Genomic DNA, 21,842 nt, shown 5'->3' with positions numbered 1-21,842 from the left:
TTTATAATTATGAATTCGGTAGAAATCCTTTTTCGGTACTAAAACTAAATTTCTTATACTTTTCCTATCGTTGAAGCTGTTTCTCCCTGTTTAAATAAAGCATAACAAGTTTGTCTGCAACGTAAAATTAAATCCCTGAAATTTCAATATTTTATTCTTTTAAAGTCAGCTACCCAAATCATCAAAGATGAATTGGTGTTGTTTATGCGGAGGACTGCAGTTGTTTTACCCGTTGTATCCCGCATTATATATAGCTTTTGTTTTGTGCGGCCATTTCTACTTTCGTTTTACTAAATTCTTTTCCCAGGAAATATATACAAGCAGAGGCGATAATAATTGAGCCAAGAATTACAAATATTAAATTGGTAAGCCCTCCGTACATTCTCACCAAACTGTCATCCATCGAAGAATCCATATCTATAAAATACCTCATTATATATCCACTCAGATTTGCTGTTGCATGAATTATTATGGTCAGTGATAAGCTTTGAGTTTTATAGTAAACCCACCCTGCAAACAGTCCAATTATGAATCCCGTTACAAATTGCCATGGATTTAAATGTACCAGCCCAAATAAAAAACTTGATAGAAGGATCGATTTCTCGGGTGAATAATTCTTCAACAAACCATCTAAGATTATCCCTCTAAATATCAATTCTTCCAATATCGGAGCGGCAACAACCATTAGTAAAAATGGAAAAAATCCTGTCTGACTACCGAAATCCATAAATACTTTTTGAATATTTTCAGGCATTGGAATTAAACTTCCAATTGGTGAAATAATTCCAAAAAGTAGGGCTATTGTTCCGGCAACTACAAAAGGTATTATAAGCTTGTTTTCAATATTGAGGTTAAATGAATCCTCCCTTGTTTTTCTTTTTCTTATGGTATAAACAATGAGAAAAGGTAGTCCAATTGCCAAAAGATAATAAATAAACATTGAGGCCTCTTTTCCTATCAATTTTTCCAATACTATATTTACCGGATTGAGGAATAACATCCCTAAAATTACAATTCCGGCAATTCCAAAACTCTGCGTTACGTTTGGATAATTTTTCGTCATAGATTATGTTTTTTGTGAGCCATTTTATGGTTGCACTTTTCGTGTCGCGCAATTTATTACAGAATTTTAAAAGCTGGTTTATAATTCACTGGTTTTTTCTTGATATATTTTTTCGTGTTGATAATAATATAAAATTATATAAATACCAGATTATAGTTATTAGTGGACTTATTACAAATGAGGCTATCAGCATTCCAAAAAGTAATATATGTTTCAGGAAATCTGGTTATTTAAAATTGCTTTACCGATAGAATCAACGTTTTTATTTTTTTTGTTAATCCAGATAATCATTGGTACGATTATTCCAATCCAAGAAGAAAACATAAATCTAAATTGAGATAGATTAATCAATGTTATAATATTGTCATCTTCTTGAATCTGCCAATCTATGATTTCTTCTGGTAAAACTTGGAGCGCAAAAGCACAAGTCCCGCATTACACAATTTGCAATTTTTTACCACACATTTTTTATTTGAGTTCAAATTTCCAGTATTTTGTTTCTGCTACTCTTTTTGTTGTTTTGCAGCTTCATATTTCTGAATATCTTCCTTTGTTGCTTCTTCGACCCACCAAATATCATTGGTATTTGGATAAACATAGACTCTGACAGGAATATCTGTTTCTTTTGAGTCTTTAAGAAGTTTTAGATGTTTTGTTCCATCTGTTAATTTTTCACTAAAAGAGAACGGTCTTGCATGAGGTGATAGTCCTACAGTGTAAATGCCATCACTGTCTTCCTGAATTAGAAAAGGAACAGTCACCCCTAAAAAAGCCTGTTCTTCTATTTCTTCTGGTGTAAGATGATCTCCTCCGGGAGGATTTTCAGTTTCTTTGTTACAACTAATCATTGCTATTAACACGGATGCAATGAAAATATTTTTAAAAATTAAATTAAGACACGTTGTTTTCATATTGTTTGTTTTATATTAAACCTATTTCTATATTTCATTTTGTTTTTACAGTATTCTTTAAATTTATTGTCGTTGTACGTGGTAATGAAGATTCAGAAAAATTGTTTTTATTTTATGTTACATCTTTATTTTCCCAATGAGTGATAACGGGAGTCTGTGTAAAAACTATATTTAACCTTTTGAGATTTCATTTCTTCCATTTTTTTATGTATACCTATCCGAATACTCTATTAGTTTTTGCACAGCCTGACGGTCACTTGCAAGTTATCGTTGCGGGTTTAGAAGAACGTCGGAGTCCGAAGGACGAAGACGGTCAGGAAAGGAGCAGAGACAACATGTACCACTGCAATTGCAATGCAATTTGCTGTGGGAAGGTTTTTATTCTTCAAAATATTCATATCTTAATACATAGCTAATTGTTGAGCTAGTTAATAACAATTCATTTGATTCTTTAATGATTAAATTATTATTTCCATCATAGGTTCTATGTATCTCGCGTACACGTGTTGTCATTTCCTCTCCGTTATATATGTCAGACTGAATATTTAGCCCATTTTTAAAGGAATGTTTTGTATACGCGCAAGGTCGGTTGTCTGATCCATAATCAGTTTCTTTAATAAGCTTGCCTGAATTGTCATACTCATACTCTGTATATCTTTCCAATCCACCAGAGTTTCCATATTCTTCTATTCTCGTTAATAAATTATTTTCGTATTTGTACAAGGAATAATCATTGGATACTTCTATTTTGTCAATTTTACCATCGTCTGTACAGGAATACACATAGTTTTTCAAATTGATAAAAACAGTTGGTGAATTTGAATTAGCATGATAATTTTCGATTTTAACCAACTGTCCTATGGAATTGTAATTATTCATAAGAAAACAATCCTGTTGTTATTTCACCATTTTCGTACATTGGGGAGTTAATCCTACTTATTCTTCCATTTTCGTCATATTCATATTCTTTATCAATGCTAACTGCATCTTTACTTTCGATTGGAGGATAAAACAAAATCCGTTTCAGTTTCCCTTTGTTTGGGAATGTAGGATTTTCGATAAAATCATTTTCTTTCTGGCAGCTTGAATTGAGGATAAGAATCATGCTGAAAATTAAAATCATTAATTGTTCTGTTTTCATTGGTTTAATCATTTAGCTATTCCATAAGATGATTTTTCTTGGAAATTGGTTGCTTCTTCAAACCTACCGTTATGGGTTGGTTTTAATTAAAATATTCATATTTATGCCTGAAATTTCCTTTAGAGCTTCCGGAAAAATAGTCTGATTCCACAAAAACTAAATTTTCATTCTCATCGTAGGTTTTTATAAACTTGCCCGTAGCATGATGCGTTACTACATTTAATCCATTCTCAAACTCATGTTTAATATCAAACCAATTAACGTCATCTTTATTATAAAACTTTTCTTTAACTAAATTCTCCGAATCATCGTACTCAAGTAGTATATAGTACTCTATTTCATCGGAATCTGATTTATAAATATCAATTCTTGTCAATCTGTTATCAGAGTATTTATAAAGTTTGTATTGATTATCCGAATTAAGATATTCGATGTTTTCTTTTATTTTTTTACCATCGTCAGAATAGGTATAGGTATCGGTTTGATAAATATAATACTCATCTTCAAATAAACTATAATATTCAATTTTCACCAATTGGTCTTTTGAGTTGTACTTGTATAAATTATTACTGAACAATGAGGTGAGAATGCCATCTTCATATCTTGGGCGTATCAATACCCTCTCTAATCTGCCTTTACTGTCGTATTTATACTCTTCCTCAATCCCCAGAATATTTTGACATTCCATAGCAGGACAGGTAAAGTCTAAATCTAAACATGATACGATACGTTTTAGTTTCGCATTCTTTGGATAGCTGCAAGCAGGGGTATCATCTTTTTGACAAGCGGTTGAAATGATAATAATCAAACCTAATAGTACAAGAGATATTCTTTTTGGTTTCATGATTTTTTTGGTTTTAGCATATAATAAACGTAATTGATTACTGGTTTTTAAACTGACCCATAACGTCTGCTCAAACCAATTTTTAATCCAGCAAATTCATTTTTCAGATTTTTGATTTTTGTTATTCGTGGCTGGTGTTTCATTTTCGGTTTTGGTTTTTAACTACCTAAAAATAAACATAATTCAGTAAAAACGATAACAAAAAATTTAACATTTATGGTATTACCTGCAGTGGTGTCGTGTGTGGCAGACAAACCTTGTCCGTTGTTTTTGAGAAGCATCTCGTGAAAACAGGCTCAGTTTAAATTTAGTAGCAAACGAGCGGTAGGCGGAGTGAATTTTCTCTATGTACTTTTTTGTATAGAAGTGATTGAATCACACATTGCAAATGTGCGGTTTTAGCTCACCGGCCATCTACTCGATTGGCGGTAGTTGTTGTTTCACGATTGCTATTCAACAATTCTTTAACCGCTTTCCTATAGCTTCTGCCAATATTTAGTCTGATATCATCAACTAAAACCTCATTCAAAGAGTGCTCTTTAACTTTTTCTGTGTTGATAATAAATGAACGATGAATTCTCAAAAAAATATCGGGTAATCTTTCAACTAGCAGGCTTATTTTTTCTTTGCTTACAATTTCTCCATTAATAGTAACTACCTTAATGTAATCGGACAAACTTTCGATGTAAATAATTTCATTATAAGGTATTTTAACCATCCTTCGGTTTGACATAATTTCAAGAAAGGATTTCTTCAGTTTCTCTTTTTCATCTGTAAGTTGTTGTATCAATTGTCTGTTTTCCGTAATCTGCCTCATCATTAAGAGAAACGATCCAATAAATACCAGTAAATACAATACAACCGCTAAAAGAGTAACTTGAACAGCATTAGGACTCAGGTTTTGATAGTTTACATTTACCAGGTAGACAAAAGAAAAAACTAAAACTAACATTTCGAGGTATACTGATATAATTGCCGTGCAAAAAGTATAAAATGCAAATCGTTTATACTTTTTAGTGAGATAAAATTTAGGAACAAGTACATAGTTGAAAAAATAGGAGGTTCCGATAACAATTGGAAGAAGCATACTTACGAAGAAAAGGGCAGCGGTTTTGTTTCCCCAAGAAAATCCAAAAGTTATACTTAACACAAGTAATACAAAAATCCAATAGGCGATATGGTAATATAGATTACTTGATTTTTTATTCATTTTTTATTTTTTCGCACTATTTTCGTTAAAGATATAATAATTACCATTTAGAGTCGGCAGATTACCCGATAAGAACCGGATTTGACCTTGATGAATTTCGCGATTCAATATACTTTGGCAGAAGTATTAACTATTAAGTTTTTTATTTATGAAAGATTTATTTTTAATGGGAGGTCCCTTTATGAGTGCTCTAACAATTTTATTGGTTATTACAACTGCCTGGATATTTTATCATTTTATTGTTGCATACAATTCCAAATCAACTGATAAAACAGTCTTTTTACGAAAGCTTGGATATGGTAGAATGATGGGCTTATTTTCACTGACAACTGGAGTTTTAGGTCAGATGATTGGATTTTCCGGCATGTTTTCAATAATTCAAGCAAATACCGAACAAGGGTTAGAGATTAGACCAGAAATAGTATTTGAAGGGATACGTGCAACCATGATATGTACCATATATGGCATTCTCATTTACCTGTTGTCATTGCTACTGTGGTTTATAGCTTCTATTTTGATTGAGAAAAAGCAAACTAAGCAGGTTAGCGTTTAAATTTCATTTTTCAATAACACATCTTACTTGTCCGATAGCTTTGCCGGTGAAGCTATATGTATTCAGCAAGCAGGTATCGTTATATCCGGGGTACTATTTAGTACAAAACTTTCACTATGTGCATCTGCAAAAAATAATTATCAAAATCAAATACTATCAATGAAACATTTACTTATTAATCTTTTAATTCTATGTTCTGTTTTTTCATTCGGGAATAAAACATATTCCCAAAATACAGATAGCCAAAATGTTGATTTATCAGCCTGGATCGATTCTCAATTTACAGAAGGTATGAATTCCTATAATATGGCAGGAGCTACCATTGTATTAATACAAGGAGATTCTATTCTTCATATGAATGGTTATGGTTTAGCCGATATTGCATCCAATACTCCGGTGAATAGCAATTCTTCAATATTTGGAATAGGTTCTGTTTCAAAAACTTTTGTAGCAACAGCAATTATGCAATTATACGAGGATGGAAAGTTAGAACTTGATAGGGACGTTAACAGCTATCTTACAACATTTCAATTAGATTCTAAATTCAACGACACGATTACTGTAAGTCACCTTTTAACCCATACTGCAGGTATAGATGAATACTATATTGGCTCCGCAGTTCTGGAAGAAAAAGATGTAATTCCCTTAGCCCAATATTTAATAAAACATATGCCAACTCAAATAAGGCCTTCGGGTAAGGTCATATCGTATTCCGGACAGGCATATGGTTTATTGGGGCTTATTATCGAAGATGTATCCGGTCTGCCTTGTAATGAGTACATCAGACAAAGGATATTGAAACCACTGGAAATGGAATATAGCAGTTTTAAAAGGCAAAACAGACTCAAAGAAAACTATGTAACAGGCTATTTGCAAAAGGGAGGGCAATTAATTCCTTGCAAACCAAATTATCAACTCAATTATCCGGAAGGAGGATTAAACGCAACGGTATCAGATATGGGACACTTTATTTCCATGTTCTTAAACAATGGTAATTTTAAAGGGATTCAAATTTTAGATTCTACCACTGTAGCTAAAATGTTTTATGAACCATTCAGACAATATAAAAATGCTGAATACGGATATTTGATGGGCTTTCAGGAAAGGAATTGGAACGGAATAACACTTTGTGGGCATACTGGTAATATTCCGGGGTTTGAAAGTCAATTATCATTGATTCCGGAAAAAAATATAGGTCTTTTCATTAGTGCAAACTCTTCGAGCTATCAATATGGTAAAAGCAGGGTATTTATTGACCAGTTTATTAATGATCTTTTAGCACAGCTGATCCCAACCAGTAGTACCGAAAAAAAAGTGACACCCACAGTTGGTAAAGTTGATGAACCATTGGAAATGTTTACCGGTACATACCGATATACAGCCAGTTATGGGCAAAGAACGTTGGATAAATTGGGTGTTCTGTTTGGCTTAATTCCTGAAATTGAAATAGTAACAAAAGGTGATACGCTTGAGATATTACCATACCATGATAAACTTGTTCCGGTGTCCGATTTATCATTCCAATCAAAAGATGGCAAATACCTGGCTTTTGGCAGAGATACAAAAGAAGAAATTTCTTATTTCTTTAACGATGCCTATGCATACAAAAAATTAAAATGGTACGAACCTGTCAAGTTTCAGATTTTCTGGATTGGGATTACTATCCTTATTTTATTGATTTACATCATGGTTAGCGCTGTACGTAAATTATTTGTCCGCAATAAAAAAAGTCATCTTATTAAAATCGTTAATTTTTCACTTGCCTCTTTAATTGTACTTTTTATTGCATTGGTGGCTTTTACTTTAATAACGACCGATCCCATGGAATTTTCATATGGTATACCGTTGCTCATGAAAATAGCACTAATGATACCGTTTATAATTATCCCATTAGAACTTCTTGTCCTCTGGTTATTAACAAAAGCTATTTGGTTTAAAGAACTGGGAACTTTTGATTTAATATACCAATCTGTAATCGTTGTTGTTGCTTTGTTTTTTATTCCCTGGTTAATGTATTATAATTTAATTGGATTTAATTATTAAGAAATTGGCCCAACATTTTAAAGTTGGGCTATAATTTTGCTTTTCCTGGAATAGCTTAAGAGAAACGCAGTTTACTCAATGTTCAATTACTGCCACCGTATGTGTAACGCAAAACTTTGGGTTATATCCCTATTACCAACTTGGTTTATACCCCCATTTCGGGTGTCACTGTGGATAATTTGCTTATAAAAGTAAACTTGGCAATATAGAATACAATAGCCCAGGATTGTTGTTGTAAAGTTGTGGTGTCATTTCTTACCGTTAAACTTTTGAACGCAAGGTAAAACCGCCATCAACAGATAAATAAGCTCCTGTAATGTTTGCATTGGAGGCTAAGAAAATAACGGTGTCTGCAATTTCTTCGGCTAAACCTAATCTTTTCAATGGAATGCTTGCCGCAGTTTGTTTTTGTAGTCCTTTCACCGCTTCGGCTGGGACAGAATTATTAAAACCTTGCGTGATAGTTGGTCCCGGTGCTATAACATTCACTCTTATTTTTCTGATTGCCAATTCACTTGCCGCTACACGCCCAATGGCGTCCACCGCAGATTTTGTGGCAGAATATACACTTGTGTTCGGTGCTGCACTTACAGATGCACCGGAAGAAGATAGAATAACAGCCGAACCTTCAGCTAAATGCGGAATGAGTTTCTGTAACGTAAAGAACATACCTTTAACATTGGTGTTAAACTGCTCATCAAAATTTTCTTCGCTTGTGGTTTCAATAGAGGCAAATGTTCCTATGCCTGCATTTAGAAAAAGAACGTCTAATTTTTCCTCTTTGTCAGCAATGGTTTGAGCCAAAGCCGAAATACTTGTTAAGTCTGTTATATCTGAAACGATTGTTTTCAGATTAGGACTATTGATTTCTGCTTCCGCTTTTTTTAGGTTGTCAGGATTTCTGCCTGTAATAAAAACGATTGCACCGTTATTAATAAATGCTTTTGCAGTAGCAAGTCCTATGCCTGCACTTCCACCTGTAATCAATACTGTTTTCATTTTTTACTTTTTTTAAATTGACACGGTAAAAGTGGTAAGTAAAAAAATGAAGCCGTTTACCATTTGGTAAAAAGTGAATTAGCGAATGTTTTTTCTAATTCTGCTCAATGATTGTTGCGTAATTCCCAGATAAGAAGCAATGTAAGCTAATGGAATACGATTGACAAGCGTTGGGTATTTTTCAATAAATTCAAGATAACGTGTAGCTGCGTCTTGCGAAACCAAAGGGCTAACCCGTTCAAGTTTTTCGGTAAGAGATTTATTGATTACTTTTTGTATAATGCTGTCCCAACCAACAATGGTATCGCCTATTTGTTTCCAATCAGAATTTGAAATTACAACAAGTTTACAATCAGTAGTTGCCTGAACATATTCAGTAAAAGGTTCGTTTCTGGGATTAAATAAAAGATGATTTTCTTCAATAAAGATTTTGGTAATTTCTTCACCTTTATTGTTGTAGTAGCAAACACGAAAAATGCCTTCTACAATAAAACCGACTTGCTTTAAACTTTTTCCGGCCTCTATAAAATACTCATCTTTATGAAGTTCGATTTCTTTTGCTTTGTTTGTTATAAGGTCTATTTGCTGATTATTCAGATGACCAAACTGTAATAAGTAATTTATCAATTCTTTCATAATCGTAAAATTAGTAATTGTAGTCTGTGCACATTTACCATTTGGTAAAAAGTATTGCTCGTTGGCTGTAAGTCTGAATGATTGTCTTTCCGTAATAATTTCCTATACGTCAGCGAACGACTGTTCCACAAATATTGGTCGGGTAATCATGTCCTGTTAAAATGCAGTTGAGTCAGTCGAATAGTGAATCGTCTGCGGAAGTATGTCAATAGCTTTTTTAAATGTCGGCTGTTTGGTAATTCAGACTGTTCGCTAACTGTAACTTGTTTGATTAGTAGTAGATTGCATTGTACTTTTCTTTCCTGTCAAACTGCAACGCAGTTTGAGCCGGCTACAAACCTTTAATTTTACCACATCGCCTGCCATTACTAATACAAAGTGTTATCGGGTGGCATTTTTCAACTCTCATTTCACAAAGTTCGTAAAAGACCTTTCGTGCGTAAAAGCTAACACACGAAAGGAATTTCACATTTTAATCCAACTGCAAATTTACAGCAGGTTCATCATCGTTTAAATCTTCTTTCCAATATAAAACATATAACCGTAATATGCTTTGTATTTGTAATATAACTCTGCTTCATATTGCTGAGAGGCTACAAATTCTTCTACGGTTTTGTTGCCCTTATATTTTTTCAGAAAAGATTCACGTTTCAATATTTGCGAGGAATAATAATCAGTCCAAATTTTCTCTGGTAAGATATAAGTGGCAATCGGAAGATAACCTGCTTTTTGCATTTGAGCAACTTTATTCGGAATGGTATCAATCTCAGGATAAATTTCCTGCCAAAAATTTTGAATTTCAGCAGGTCGTTCTTCAGTAAACCAGGTATTTTCTGTAACTGCGATATATCCGCCTTGTTTCAAAAATTTTCTCCATTCCTTTAATCCTTTTTCAAATCCCATATGATAAATTGCTCCTTCTGACCAAATCAAATCAAATTCTTCTTCCTGAAATGGAAGGTTCTCCATATTCCCAACAATGCCTTTCACTTTATCCTGAAGATTTTTATTCTGGGCATTTTGGTTGAATTGATTTATAAAACCGTACCAGGCATCAATACCGATAATTTCACACGGTGTGTGTGCTCCTAATACCATTGTTTGACCACCTGTTCCACAACCAATATCAGCAATTTTGGACTTTTCGGTAAGACCGTCTATAAAACTCAACGCTTTAAGGGTTTCGTCTATATTTCCGGGGCCTTGTCTTTCTGTGCTTGAAAAATATTCATAAATGATGTTTAAATCAAAATCGTGAATTGTATGTTTTTCGTTATTACTCATTGCATTAATTTTAATGCATACTTTTCATTTTAGAGTATGCTTGTTATACTTTAGTTATATTAATAGAAAAATTGCTCGAAAGAAAGATTCGAGAATAAACGAAAAGGACAATCTACACAAGAAGTGTAAATTGTTTACAATACAATATCCAAATTATTATTTAACATGGTTCAAATTTATGAAAAATAAATTTGTTATTATCTATGTTTTGCAATGTTTAGCGTCACAATTATTGGATTCTGACTAACGGTGAGTATGTGCAAAGTGGGCGATTGCGGGCTTCAAACTTATCAAACCGTTACAATTTTGAAGCGGCTACAACCATTGATTTTACTACTGTCATGCCTATTTTGTATATACAGGGTTAGTTTTTATCCACTTAATTGCACTTTCAGACATTTTTTTATAGTTGTGACCTATATTTTTTACTGTGTCTATTGTCCAGTTAAATTCCCAGTTGTTTTTATTTCCTAATTCCTTATTTGCATTATAAAAATTTGTTCCACGTTCCAACCTATGTGCTCCTTGTTCCATTGCCAAATCCGTGGTTCTAAAAGTTCCTAAACCTGGGTCGTTATCCAATTCTCCCAAAAGAATAATCAATCTTTTTTTGTAAGATTTTTGCAAATCTGTTTCTGTATTTTTGATACCATACGGAAATTTAAGGTTCTGGTTTGGGAAACTGTAAAATCCGGAATTTGCAGCGATAGCTGTACCAATTTTCGATTCGGGCATTAACATTACCATTCTATGTATAAATTGTCCGCCAGCTGAATGACCAAAAATATCGTACTGCTCGTTTGTAATATTATTAACCGATTTAATGTGGTCAAATATATTTTCAACGACTGTATATGCCCATTCGCTTTTCGGGTTTTTAGTTCCCAAAAAGGTAAATAAATTCCCCTCTTGATAGTCGTTCGTTGTATATCTTGAAAACTTATTTTCGAATTCAGGTGCTATTATTAGTAGGTTATTTTTATTGGCTAATTCAACCCAAGCGTTTAGATAGCCATCTGCATTTCGCCCACCGCCGTGCATAACGAAAATTATTTTGTCTTTGTTGTTCCAATTTTCAGGTTTGTAAGTCCATACCTTAATTGATTTTCTCTCACTATTTTTATAAGCATGGATTACAAAAGAGTCCATTCCTACATTAATTTTACTGGCTGCTGTGATTTCAGGTCCTTTGGGAAGAACATAGAGGTAAATGTAACCCGCAACCGAAAGAAGTAAAAGAATGAAAAATGTATATAAAATTATCTTTTTTAATATTCTAAAAAATTTGTTCATTTATTCGCTTTTTTGTTTGCTCAAATCTAAACATTCTTGATTAACGGCCTAATTTTTTTATTTCCGAAACGAGCTTTTTCAGGGGCCGAATTGATTTTTAAATTAACCCTAACGGGAGTCTGTGTAAAAACTGTATTTAACCTTTTGAGATTTCATTTCTTCCATTTTTTTATGTGTACCTATCCGAATACTCTATTAGTTTTAGCACAGTCTGACGGACACTCTCCGAAACGAGAATTCACAGTTGGCATACCACCGAACCCCGGCCTGCAATATGCAAAATCTATCGGCTGGTATTTTCTCAGTTATTTGTTACTTTACCTGGTGAATGTCCAAATCGTTTTTTATACGCATACGAAAAGTGGGACAGGTTTTCAAAACCTAAGTTAAGATATATGTCAGATGCTTTTTGGTTTTTCTCCTGAATCAGAAAATGGGCCTCCTCCAATCTTTTTTGAACCAACCATTTGCCCGGCGATGTTTTAAATATGTTTTCAAAGTCACGTTTGAATGCTGATAAGCTTCTTCCGGTTAAGAAAGCAAAGCGCTCTATGCTTACATTAAATCTGTAATTACCGTTCATAAACTTTTCCAGATCTATTTTTTGAGGGAACCCAAAATCAAAAAACAGTCCGGCAAATTCAGGTTGATTTTGCAGAAGAATGATTAATAGTTCCTCATATTTCACATTCCTGAACGCGTCGTTCGGCTTACCTAATGAATTATCATAGAACTCAAGTGAACGAATGAAATAAGGTATTGCTTCGGTTTCTTTTATTCTTACAAACGTATCGGCAGAGTAAAAGTCCTTTTCCTGTATCGTGTATTTATCCTGAAACGATTTTAGAAAATCCTCTTCATAGATAAAGGCAACATAGTCAAATTCATCATTACTCCTTCCTTTGATGTATCGGGCAAGTCTGTTTTTTCTTGCTATGAAGTATTCACCTGACTTAAATGTGACCGTTTTGTCTCCGTCAAAAAATCGCAATATCCCTTTCTTAACATACAAAAAAATGTGTGATGAGATAAATTGCTCTTGCCAAATATCAGGGCTTGAGCCGGTCGATTTTTCTTCTTTTGAGTTCATTGATAACCTATTTGTTTTCTGCTATACTGGATAGTGAATCCCCGTAATTTGTTCAGCCAAATTCCAAAGCCGTTCAGCAACTGTTTTGTCTAAAGCGTTTTCTTTAATACTTGTTAAAGTTGGATAACCTCTGTATCCATCCTCATCGGGCTCATATAAATTGCCACCTTTCGCTTTGTTGAAGACAGCTGCATATAACGATGGTAAAGCACCCTGCCATGGCTCCATAAATTCTCCCAAACGTTCAATCCCCGCCTGGATGGCTTCTTCACTCAGATGGCGTGTCAATTCAGTTTTATTTGCTCCGGGCTGTGCTGCAATGGAAAGTACTTTATCTCCTTTTGCCGTAATTCTACGGTGTAATTCAATTGAAAAGATTAAGTCGGCCAATTTGCTCTGCCTGTATTCACGCAAAGGTTCATAGTTTATTTCAGATTTCAAATTATCAAAATCAATTACTGCGGTTTGATACCCGTTACTGCTAACGGTTACTATTCTCGAATTCGGGGTTGATTGAAGTAAAGAATATAAATGGCCTGTGAGTGCAAAATGGCCTATGAAGTTTACACCAAATTGTAATTCATATCCTTCCTTCGTTTTTGATGCAGGAGGCATTGACACCCCTGCATTATTAATCAGTATGTCCAACTGATGGTGATTTTGAATAAAGTCTTCTGAAAATCGCTGAACAGAATCTAAATCTGATAAGTCCAGCATGGCACTTTCCAATTGACCTTTCCCATTTGTTTTTTGGATTTCAGCCAGCGCATCTTTTGCACGTTTGGAATCTCTGCAGGCAAGCATCACCTTTGCACCAGCTTTGTATAAAGCAAGGGCTGTTTCATAGCCAATACCAACATTTGCACCTGTTACGATTACTGTTTTTCCGGTTTGATCCGGAATATTGTTTGTTGTCCACATCATGTTTTGTTTTTTACTGTTTTATATTCTGAATCAAAGTTCAGCATATAAAAAACAAAATGGTTTGCTGTAAAGCCCAAAGTTAGTTTGTTGAAAAGTCCAAAGGTTTAATGAATTTAGTGATTGTTCTATATTTAAACTTGCCGATAACAATCATTTGCAAGTTGTCGTTACGGATTTCGGAGAGGATTCCTGTCCGAAGGACACGGAACTGCGAAATGAGAATCCGCAGTTGGAGTACCACTGAATCCCGCCCTGCAATATGTACTGTGTTATCGTTTTTTTCATAAAAATCAAAATTATTTTTTGGATATTTCTTTCGAACGATTCATTTAAGGATGGATTTATGGGCGGCACAACAGGTTTAGCTCATGTGTCGGCGATTTTTTGTACATTAAAAATAACAATCATTTATTTTAAAACCAAGGAGTTTTTTTCCGGTCTGTAAATTTGGCGCGAGGGATATCTTTTTGTGAAAAACTGTTCAATCTCCCGCTGTTAGCTGGTTTTGGAAATATTGCAAAGAGGGATAGAACCATCCTGTCTCGGGATACAATGATTCTATCTAAGGATAGAACGATAATATCCCTGGATAGAATGACAATATCCAACGCGGGCAAGACCATATCCCTGGATAGCGTAATGATATCCTGAGATAGCATGATCATATCCCGGTTTTACGTGGTAAAACAGCGTTTTTTTGTGCTAAAAACAGGGATAGCATGATCATATCTCTGGCTACAACGATCATATCCCGGGATAGCATGATCATATCCCGGGGCCGAACTACTATCCTGAATTTATGCGTAATCCATAATCTTACCGGAAATTTGAAGCAATGAAATTTCAGCCAGTTTTGTTTGATATTTTATAGAGATTAATCGTTGTTCGGCATCAAGCAAACTTTTTTGAACTTCGCGAAGTTCAATCCCTGAAAGGCTTCCCAGTTTATATCTTTCCAAAGCAATTTCCAGATTTTCGCGCGCAACTTCCAGGTTTTGCTCTTCCATTTGTACCAAACGAAGATTGTTTTCGTAGGCATAATAAACGGTAAGTAATTCTGCTTTAATATCCTGTTCTACTTCGCGGAGTCGTATTCCCCTGTTTTTGACATCAATTTGTGCATTTGCTTTTTCTCTGCGGCGGTTATTCCCGTCGAAAATATCCATACTTAAATTGATTCCGTAATTAAATGCACGAGACTGCTGGTTACTTATGGCGAGTGTTCCGTAATCGCTTATTGAACCTGTTCCATACCCGCGATAAGTGTAGGTATATCCTGAAGATAAATACAGGTATGGGTAAGCCCTTGATGTAATAATTTTATAGTCGAGTTCAGAAATGGTCTGATTTTTTCTTGCGATTTGAAGACCTGTATTAAAATTCATCGTTGCATCAAGCAACTCGTTGTATACAAGATCAGGGTTAAAAAGGATGGAAGAATCTTTTACCCCGATAAGTTCTTCCAGGTTTTCCACCGCCATCAGCTTTTTTAAGCGTATTTCCGATTCAAGAATCGCTTCGTTCTGTCTGGCTAAATTTGAGCTGTCGGCATTAAGATAAACAATCGACTGAAGCAGTTCAAGTTTTGAAGAGGCTCCGAGCAAATAACGTTCTTCATCTATTCTGGCCCGCTCTCTCGACAATGAAACAGCATATTCCATATTTTTGAAATAGTTTATCTGCTGGATGTAATAGTAGTATTCAGCGGCAATTTGAGCAACCAGGTTTTCGATGGACATTTGGGTATTGAGTTCTCCCATTTTTTTTAACTCGTTCAATTTCTGATAGCTTGTTTTTACATTAAAACCGTCGAATATCGTCATGTTAAAGTTTAGTCCGGCCGATCCTGTCGTATTGTAAATACCACTTGACACCCGTTCCGAACCGTCATTCATATTTTGAGTCGTAGTAGTCAAATTTGCCCCATACCGGTTTGTCGTCGTAATAGTTGGTAAATAACCGGCATTTCCCCGGGTTACATTGTTTTCGGCAATTTCTTCCTGGTTTCTGACGATTTTTACCGCATAGTTTTGTTCAAGGCTGGTTGTTATACAACGACTCAAATCATAGATTTCCTGCGCTTTGTTGTGCTGGAAAACAAACACAAAAAACAGAAGAATGATTGTTGTTTTTTTAATGATATGCCGGTTTGTTTTTTTCAGGACTTTTTGATTCATCTTTGATAGATTTTGTTTCACTTGAAATAAATAAGTAAATTCCTGGTACTACATATAATGTAAGGAATGTTGAAATGGTTAATCCGCCAACAACGGCAATACCCATTGCAACGCGGCTTTGTGCTCCTTCTCCCAATCCCATTGCCAAAGGAAGAATTCCTAAAACAGTTGATAAACTGGTCATTAAAATTGGCCGGAATCTGGCAGCCGATGCAAATTTGATCGCATCAAATTTACTCATGCCGGCTTCTTTGCGCTGGTTGGCAAATTCAACAATCAAAATACCATTTTTCGACACCAGACCAATCAGCATGATGATACCAATCTGGCTAAAAATATTCATCGTAACATTAAAGTACCACATAAAAAACATCGCTCCGGTAAGGGCTAATGGTACGGTCATCATTACAATAATCGGGTCTTTAAAACTTTCAAACTGCGCCGAAAGTACAAGGAAAATTAAAACAATCGCCAAAAGGAACGCAAACATCAAACTCGATGAGCTTTCCATAAAATCTTTGGAGTCACCTGCCAACGCTGTTCTAAAGGTGTCATCAAGAACTTCCGCTGCAATTTTATCCATTTCTGCCAACCCTTCACTAATGGTTCTGCCTTCTGCCAAACCGGAAGAAACCGTTGCTGACACAAATCGGTTGTAGCGGTACAATTGTGGAGGGGCTGTTGATTCTTTCAGGGAAACAAAATTATCGAGTTGAACCATTTCACCACTATTGTTCCGAACATATAGTGACTTTAAATCAAGTGGTTTATTTCTGTCCTGACGGGCGAGTTCTCCCAAAATCTGATATTGTTTTCCGTTCATTATAAAGTAGCCAAATCGTTGTCCGCTGAGCGCCAACTGGAGTGTCTGTCCAATATTTTGAGTTGATACCCCCAATAAATTGGCTTTGTCGCGGTCAATCTCTATTTGAAGTTCAGGCTTTGTAAATTTTAGGTTTACATCTGCCATTTCAAAAATGGGGTTGTCCTGAACTTTTGCCATAAATTCGGGTAATATTTCCCGAAGTTTCTCGATGGTGGGCGCTTGTAAAACGTACTGAATCGGCAAGCCGGCCCTCCGTCCTCCAAATGTAGATTGCTGGATAACGCTGGCTCTGGCCTTTGTCATCTTTCGCAATTCGGCTGTTAACTGGGCGGCTATTTCCTGTTGCGAACGTTCTCTTTCTGAGGGATCGACCAATACAATCCGGACAAACGCCCAGCTTCCCCTTACCATCGCGGTTACTTTCTCAGCCTCAGGCACAAGCCTGTTAACGACATCGTTAACTTCTTCTACATAGTCAAAATTATATTCGTAAGTAGAACCCTCCGGTGTTGTGATGTTAATGTTTAACTGAGAACGGTCTTCCATTGGTGCCATCTCAGCCGGAATAATTTTCCATAAAAAATAAATAAATACACCGGAAGAAAGAAGGATAATTAAAGAGATGTATTTTTTCTTTAAAAATGAATTTAAAGAGTTTTGATACGTACTGTTAAGTTTTACAAAAAACTTTTCAGAGGCGTTATAAGCTTTACTTCTTTTGTGTCTGGTTTTCAGGATTTTTGTTGAAAGCATGGGGGTGAGCGTCAAAGCTACAAACGATGAAATACCTACAGCACCTGCGATTACAATACTAAATTCCCGGAAAAGGCGACCTGTCATTCCTTCCAGAAAAACGATGGGAAAAAATACTGCAATAAGTGTAATTGTTGTTGCAATAATTGCAAAGAAAATTTCATTGGCACCTTTAATTCCTGCTTCCCGCGGCGACATTCCCTGTTCAATCTTTACATATATATTTTCCATCATCACAATGGCATCATCAACCACAAGGCCAATGGAAAGTACAATGGCCAGTAAGGTTAATACATTTATTGTAAAACCAGCGATGTACATGATAAAAAATGAACCAACCAACGAAACCGGGATTACCAGTATGGGCAGAACGGTTGTCCTCCAGTCGCGAAGGAATACAAAAATAATGACCACAACCAAAAAGAAAGCCAGGTAAATGGTGGTTTGAACTTCTTTGATGGAAGTCCGAATGTAATCGGTATTGTCAAAGCCAATTTCAATCTCAACATCGTCGGGTAAATCTTTTTTGATGTATTCGAGTCTGTCGTAAACATCATCAACAATGTCGATATGATTGGCTCCGGGCTGTGGGATAATAACAGTACCTACCATCGGAATCCCGTTCATTTTCATAATTCCCCGGATGTCTTCAGGGCCAATTTCTGCGCGGCCAATATCACGAACTCTTATCAACTGTTCTCCCGACTGTTTTAAAATAAGGCTGTTAAACTCTTCGGCAGTTGTCATTAATCCAAGTGCGCGGATGGTCAATTCCGTGGAGTTACCTTCAATACTTCCTGCAGGAAGTTCAACGTTTTCGCGCAAAATAGCATTCCGCACGTCAAGCGGAGTCATTTGGTAGCCCGCCAGTTTTACCGGATCGAGCCAAATGCGCATTGCATATCTTTTGTCGCCCCAAATGCTTATTGAACTCACTCCTGAAATAGTTTGTAGCTGTTCCTTAAAAGTTAATTCTGCAATCTCCGAAAGTTCGAGGAGTGAACGTTTGGCACTTTTAACAGCGATAAACATAATGGGGCTGGCATCTGCATCAGCTTTTGATACCGTTGGAGGATCACAGTCACGGGGTAAATACCGCTGTGCTTGTGAAACTTTATCACGCACATCGTTGGCAGCTGTCTCCAAATCAACAGAAAGTTCGAATTCAACTGTTACCCTGCTACTTCCCTGGCTACTCGAACTGGTTAATGTCCTGATTCCCGGTATCCCGTTAATAGATTGCTCTAAAGGCTCTGTAATCTGGGTTTCGATAACATCGGAGTTGGCTCCCGGATACGATGTCCTTACCGAAATAATCGGCGGGTCTACACTTGGAAACTCCCTTACCCCGAGGTAGGTCATTCCAATAGCCCCAAAGAGTAATATAACCAGCGAAAATACGGTGGCTAACACCGGTCGTTTTATACTTAATGACGATAGACTCATGATGTTACAAAACTGTATTTTGATTGGTTATTAAGGTATCGAGTTGAACAGGAAGGCTTTCCCTTAATTGAAGAGTTGCGGTGGTAAGCAAGGTGTCGCCAAAATTCAGCCCCTTTTTAATTTGAATATGAGATTCAGTACGAAGGCCAATTACAACATTTCTTTGTTCAGCTTTACCATTTTTTAAAATGAATACTTTTTCTCCGTCCATTTCGGGAATAACCGCTTCGGTTGGAATTGAAACAGTATTTTCAATTTGCGAAAGTTTAACCGTAACACTTGCATATCGTCCGGGTTTTAGTTCTTCATTTTTATTTGGATAAAGTGCTCTTAATACAATAGTTCGCGTTTCCAGTTCAACTTTGGGTTCTATAGCGTAAACTTTAGCCCGAAATTCTTCGGTAAAACCGTCAACATTAAAAGAAATGGGATACCCGGGATTTACTTCGCCTGCATAACGTTCCGGGATAGAAAATTCGATTTTCAACGGACTTACTTTTACAAGTCGTACAATTTTGGTTTGTGTGGTTGCTATTGCACCTTCACTTATCATCCGCAAACCAACAATGCCGTCAAACGGCGCCCTGAGTTCGGTTTCGGCTATCCGTGCTTCAATTAATTTGATATCGGCCTGAAGAGCTTGCAACTCTGTAGAAATCTGATCATAGCTTTCGCGGCTGATGGCATCGCGGTCAAGCAACTGGCGCTGCCTGAATTCTTTTTCTTCTGTAAGTTTCAACTGTGCCTGAAGTTTTAACAATTGCGCCTGTAATGGCCTGTCGTTTATTTTCGCCAGTAAATCACCTTTTTTTACTCGGGTTCCTTCATCAAAATAAATTCCTACAATTTTACCTGATGTTTCAAAGGATAACTCAACTTCTTCATCCGGTAAAAGCGAACCAACGGCTTTTCGTAGTTCACTCATTTCAGTAGGAACCAACACATAACCACTTGCCATTAAAGGTTGATTGGCTCTGCTGCCTGCCATCCGCATACTACTTTGAGCGTTTTTTTCTTTTGATAACAATGGTTTGAGTTTAGGGTACAGAATTATTCCCCCCATTACAAGAATCAATAAAACTGTTATTGAAATCCTGAAAATCTTTTTTGTTGCCACAATTTGTTGTTTTTCTTAAAAATTTCGGTTACTAAATAGTGTTTGACTAGTGCAAGGTTAAAAAGTTAAATGACAAATGTTAAAAAAAAACGCCATTAACAATTCATTTAGTTTTTATGTCGGAAATTTGGATTTGATTTTACAAGTTCCGGTTAAAATGCCGTCGTTGTTTGGTGATCAGGTTCTCAAATTGTAGGGTTATAATTTGGTAATTGTTTGCCATATTGACGGGTTTACCGGTATTCCTTTTTTAAAGTTTTCTTCTCTGGTTTTTTTTATCCTTTCGCCGGGGTATCGGATTTTGTTCGTCTCATTTTCCGAAATCGAAGTTTTAAAATCATTGATGATATCGTTGATTGATTTTTCAATGGCAGGATAATTCTGTAGATTTTTTAAATCGATGGCAATAAAAACCTGCGAAACCGCATGTTCAATCTCGTGTTTACTGATTTCGTGTGTAGCTTTTCCGGCGGATAGAATGGCTGCAAAAATATCGAGCAATAATGACAGCCCTGCTCCTTTCCAATATCCGATGGGAAGGGTCCTTCCTGTTTCTAAAATTTCACCCGGTATTTTTGTGAGTTCTCCCTTTTTATTAAATCCGCCATCAAAAGGCAGGTTTTTCCCTTCCAGTTGAGAAGCTTCCATTTTCCCGTAAGAAAATTGTGTCATGGCAAAATCGAGAACAATAGCACTTTCTCCGTAAGGCACTGCAAAAACCATTGGGTTGTTTCCCAGTTTGCTGTCTGCAGTTCCCCATGCCGGCATGTTGGCAATTGTGTTTGTCCAGGCAATAAATGAAAATCCTTTTTTTGCTGCCTGCCAGCCATAGAGTCCGGCCCGCATCCAATGGTTGGTATTCCCCAGCGCAACGCATCCTATTGTGTTTTTTGAAGCCAGCTCCATTGCACGTTTGGCGCATATTTCAGCATTAATGGGACCCGGTCCTGAATTTCCATTCCATTGCTCCAGGGCTCCGGTGGCATTTGCGAGTTCCGCAGTTGCATCAACTTTTATAAAACCTTGCCGGATGTAATCGATAAAACGAGGAAAGCGATAAACGCCGTGCGAATAAACTCCTTCCAGGCTGTTGGTGGTAAAAATATCTGCACATTTTTCAGCTTTTGATTCTTCAAAACCGTACTTCAGCAAAACCCGTTTAAAAACCGATTTCATTTTATCAAAAGATATCCTTATTTGTTCCATATTTAAATTGACTTCCAGGTTCGAAATTTATTTTTTTCTTCTTTTTTTAGGAATGCCGTCTCCATGTCTATTCCTTTCCGGTTGGCAATGGCGCAGATATAGATAAAAATATCAGCCAGTTCGTCACCGATTTCTGAAAAATGAGAATGCTCATCAACAGCCAGGCCTTCCGATTTTCGAATGGCTTTAAAAAGTTCGCCGATTTCCTCACCTAAAAGAAGACATTTGTCGAGAACTGTTTGTTGGGAAAAACCCCGCTCAGATTCAAGCTCCGAAACATATTTCTGAAAGTTTTTTAAAGTCGCTTTTTGTGGTAATTCCGGCAT

Annotated in this window: 20 protein-coding genes; 2 read left to right on the top strand and 18 right to left on the bottom strand. The window is 36.0% G+C overall.

Features of this window, described 5'->3' with window-relative positions; genetic code table 11:
* Positions 1 to 244 precede the first annotated feature (244 nt).
* From K5G00_RS16400 to K5G00_RS16375, 7 genes are all read right to left on the bottom strand, one after another.
* Positions 245 to 1,063 carry a CPBP family intramembrane glutamic endopeptidase gene (locus K5G00_RS16400; RefSeq protein ID WP_238767268.1) on the bottom strand — a complete coding sequence of 273 codons (819 nt, stop codon included), beginning with the start codon at positions 1,061 to 1,063 and terminating at the stop codon, positions 245 to 247.
* Between the two features lie 213 nt (positions 1,064 to 1,276).
* On the bottom strand, positions 1,277 to 1,420 hold the full coding sequence (locus K5G00_RS30210; protein ID WP_394800870.1) for a DUF4870 domain-containing protein: 144 nt from the start codon (positions 1,418 to 1,420) through the stop codon (positions 1,277 to 1,279).
* A gap of 146 nt (positions 1,421 to 1,566) precedes the next feature.
* Positions 1,567 to 1,974, bottom strand: coding sequence for a hypothetical protein (locus tag K5G00_RS16395; RefSeq protein ID WP_238767267.1), 408 nt, complete (start codon positions 1,972 to 1,974; stop codon positions 1,567 to 1,569).
* 378 nt (positions 1,975 to 2,352) lie between these two features.
* The gene (locus K5G00_RS16390; protein ID WP_238767266.1) at positions 2,353 to 2,853 is read right to left on the bottom strand and encodes a hypothetical protein; all 501 of its coding nucleotides are present in this window, start codon (positions 2,851 to 2,853) and stop codon (positions 2,353 to 2,355) included.
* Entirely contained in the window at positions 2,846 to 3,115 is a 270-nt protein-coding gene (locus K5G00_RS16385; protein ID WP_238767265.1) for a hypothetical protein, read from the bottom strand. The genes K5G00_RS16390 and K5G00_RS16385 overlap by 8 nt, the downstream gene beginning before the upstream one ends.
* A gap of 82 nt (positions 3,116 to 3,197) precedes the next feature.
* On the bottom strand, positions 3,198 to 3,959 hold the full coding sequence (locus tag K5G00_RS16380) for a hypothetical protein (RefSeq protein WP_238767264.1): 762 nt from the start codon (positions 3,957 to 3,959) through the stop codon (positions 3,198 to 3,200).
* A 403-nt stretch (positions 3,960 to 4,362) separates the two neighbouring features.
* Positions 4,363 to 5,169 (bottom strand): LytR/AlgR family response regulator transcription factor, encoded by an 807-nt coding sequence (locus K5G00_RS16375; protein ID WP_238767263.1) that lies wholly within the window; start codon positions 5,167 to 5,169, stop codon positions 4,363 to 4,365.
* A 148-nt stretch (positions 5,170 to 5,317) separates the two neighbouring features.
* Here K5G00_RS16375 and K5G00_RS16370 point away from each other — a divergent pair, with 148 nt between their 5' ends.
* Together K5G00_RS16370 and K5G00_RS16365 are read left to right on the top strand one after the other, a co-directional pair.
* A complete protein-coding gene (locus K5G00_RS16370) occupies positions 5,318 to 5,722 on the top strand; it encodes a hypothetical protein (RefSeq protein ID WP_238767262.1) in 405 nt (134 codons plus the stop codon).
* Between the two features lie 159 nt (positions 5,723 to 5,881).
* A complete protein-coding gene (locus K5G00_RS16365) occupies positions 5,882 to 7,765 on the top strand; it encodes a serine hydrolase domain-containing protein (protein ID WP_238767261.1) in 1,884 nt (627 codons plus the stop codon).
* Positions 7,766 to 8,026: 261 nt separating this feature from the next.
* On the opposite strand, the gene K5G00_RS16360 is transcribed toward K5G00_RS16365, so the two are convergent.
* The 11 genes from K5G00_RS16360 to K5G00_RS16310 form a co-directional block, all read right to left on the bottom strand.
* On the bottom strand, positions 8,027 to 8,764 hold the full coding sequence (locus K5G00_RS16360; RefSeq protein ID WP_238767260.1) for an SDR family oxidoreductase: 738 nt from the start codon (positions 8,762 to 8,764) through the stop codon (positions 8,027 to 8,029).
* A gap of 78 nt (positions 8,765 to 8,842) precedes the next feature.
* On the bottom strand, positions 8,843 to 9,400 hold the full coding sequence (locus tag K5G00_RS16355) for a Crp/Fnr family transcriptional regulator (RefSeq protein WP_238767259.1): 558 nt from the start codon (positions 9,398 to 9,400) through the stop codon (positions 8,843 to 8,845).
* A gap of 510 nt (positions 9,401 to 9,910) precedes the next feature.
* Positions 9,911 to 10,684 (bottom strand): class I SAM-dependent methyltransferase, encoded by a 774-nt coding sequence (locus K5G00_RS16350; protein WP_238767258.1) that lies wholly within the window; start codon positions 10,682 to 10,684, stop codon positions 9,911 to 9,913.
* Positions 10,685 to 11,029: 345 nt separating this feature from the next.
* Complete coding sequence (locus K5G00_RS16345; RefSeq protein WP_238767257.1) at positions 11,030 to 11,977, bottom strand: hypothetical protein; 948 nt, start codon at positions 11,975 to 11,977, stop codon at positions 11,030 to 11,032.
* Between the two features lie 301 nt (positions 11,978 to 12,278).
* On the bottom strand, positions 12,279 to 13,067 hold the full coding sequence (locus tag K5G00_RS16340) for a helix-turn-helix domain-containing protein (protein WP_238767256.1): 789 nt from the start codon (positions 13,065 to 13,067) through the stop codon (positions 12,279 to 12,281).
* Positions 13,068 to 13,088: 21 nt separating this feature from the next.
* Positions 13,089 to 13,991, bottom strand: a complete 903-nt coding sequence (locus K5G00_RS16335) for an oxidoreductase (protein ID WP_238767255.1) — start codon at positions 13,989 to 13,991, stop codon at positions 13,089 to 13,091.
* Between the two features lie 797 nt (positions 13,992 to 14,788).
* On the bottom strand, positions 14,789 to 16,168 hold the full coding sequence (locus tag K5G00_RS16330) for a TolC family protein (RefSeq protein ID WP_238767254.1): 1,380 nt from the start codon (positions 16,166 to 16,168) through the stop codon (positions 14,789 to 14,791).
* Entirely contained in the window at positions 16,125 to 19,193 is a 3,069-nt protein-coding gene (locus K5G00_RS16325; RefSeq protein ID WP_238767253.1) for an efflux RND transporter permease subunit, read from the bottom strand. Before K5G00_RS16325 ends, K5G00_RS16330 begins: the two co-directional genes overlap by 44 nt.
* Before the next feature lie 4 nt (positions 19,194 to 19,197).
* Complete coding sequence (locus K5G00_RS16320) at positions 19,198 to 20,310, bottom strand: efflux RND transporter periplasmic adaptor subunit (RefSeq protein ID WP_238767252.1); 1,113 nt, start codon at positions 20,308 to 20,310, stop codon at positions 19,198 to 19,200.
* 198 nt (positions 20,311 to 20,508) lie between these two features.
* The gene (yiaK, locus tag K5G00_RS16315) at positions 20,509 to 21,516 is read right to left on the bottom strand and encodes a 3-dehydro-L-gulonate 2-dehydrogenase (protein WP_238767251.1); all 1,008 of its coding nucleotides are present in this window, start codon (positions 21,514 to 21,516) and stop codon (positions 20,509 to 20,511) included.
* Between the two features lie 2 nt (positions 21,517 to 21,518).
* Complete coding sequence (locus K5G00_RS16310; protein ID WP_238767250.1) at positions 21,519 to 21,842, bottom strand: MazG nucleotide pyrophosphohydrolase domain-containing protein; 324 nt, start codon at positions 21,840 to 21,842, stop codon at positions 21,519 to 21,521.

The sequence above is a fragment of the Maribellus maritimus genome (assembly GCF_022267315.1).
In the GTDB taxonomy this organism is placed as follows: Bacteria; Bacteroidota; Bacteroidia; order Bacteroidales; family Prolixibacteraceae; genus Draconibacterium; species Draconibacterium maritimum.
This window is presented reverse-complemented; position numbering and strand designations above follow the sequence as displayed.

Coding starts and splice junctions, on each gene's coding strand:
- K5G00_RS16385 (WP_238767265.1), bottom strand. CDS start 3,115: ATGAAAACAGAACAATTAATGATTTTAATTTTCAGCATGATTCTTATC.
- yiaK (WP_238767251.1), bottom strand. CDS start 21,516: ATGGAACAAATAAGGATATCTTTTGATAAAATGAAATCGGTTTTTAAA.
- K5G00_RS16365 (WP_238767261.1), top strand. CDS start 5,882: ATGAAACATTTACTTATTAATCTTTTAATTCTATGTTCTGTTTTTTCA.
- K5G00_RS16325 (WP_238767253.1), bottom strand. CDS start 19,193: ATGAGTCTATCGTCATTAAGTATAAAACGACCGGTGTTAGCCACCGTA.
- K5G00_RS16310 (WP_238767250.1), bottom strand. CDS start 21,842: ATGCCGGAATTACCACAAAAAGCGACTTTAAAAAACTTTCAGAAATAT.
- K5G00_RS16355 (WP_238767259.1), bottom strand. CDS start 9,400: ATGAAAGAATTGATAAATTACTTATTACAGTTTGGTCATCTGAATAAT.
- K5G00_RS16370 (WP_238767262.1), top strand. CDS start 5,318: ATGAAAGATTTATTTTTAATGGGAGGTCCCTTTATGAGTGCTCTAACA.
- K5G00_RS16395 (WP_238767267.1), bottom strand. CDS start 1,974: ATGAAAACAACGTGTCTTAATTTAATTTTTAAAAATATTTTCATTGCA.
- K5G00_RS16360 (WP_238767260.1), bottom strand. CDS start 8,764: ATGAAAACAGTATTGATTACAGGTGGAAGTGCAGGCATAGGACTTGCT.
- K5G00_RS16335 (WP_238767255.1), bottom strand. CDS start 13,991: ATGATGTGGACAACAAACAATATTCCGGATCAAACCGGAAAAACAGTA.
- K5G00_RS16345 (WP_238767257.1), bottom strand. CDS start 11,977: ATGAACAAATTTTTTAGAATATTAAAAAAGATAATTTTATATACATTT.
- K5G00_RS16340 (WP_238767256.1), bottom strand. CDS start 13,067: ATGAACTCAAAAGAAGAAAAATCGACCGGCTCAAGCCCTGATATTTGG.
- K5G00_RS16375 (WP_238767263.1), bottom strand. CDS start 5,169: ATGAATAAAAAATCAAGTAATCTATATTACCATATCGCCTATTGGATT.
- K5G00_RS16380 (WP_238767264.1), bottom strand. CDS start 3,959: ATGAAACCAAAAAGAATATCTCTTGTACTATTAGGTTTGATTATTATC.
- K5G00_RS16350 (WP_238767258.1), bottom strand. CDS start 10,684: ATGAGTAATAACGAAAAACATACAATTCACGATTTTGATTTAAACATC.
- K5G00_RS16400 (WP_238767268.1), bottom strand. CDS start 1,063: ATGACGAAAAATTATCCAAACGTAACGCAGAGTTTTGGAATTGCCGGA.
- K5G00_RS16390 (WP_238767266.1), bottom strand. CDS start 2,853: ATGAATAATTACAATTCCATAGGACAGTTGGTTAAAATCGAAAATTAT.
- K5G00_RS16330 (WP_238767254.1), bottom strand. CDS start 16,168: ATGAATCAAAAAGTCCTGAAAAAAACAAACCGGCATATCATTAAAAAA.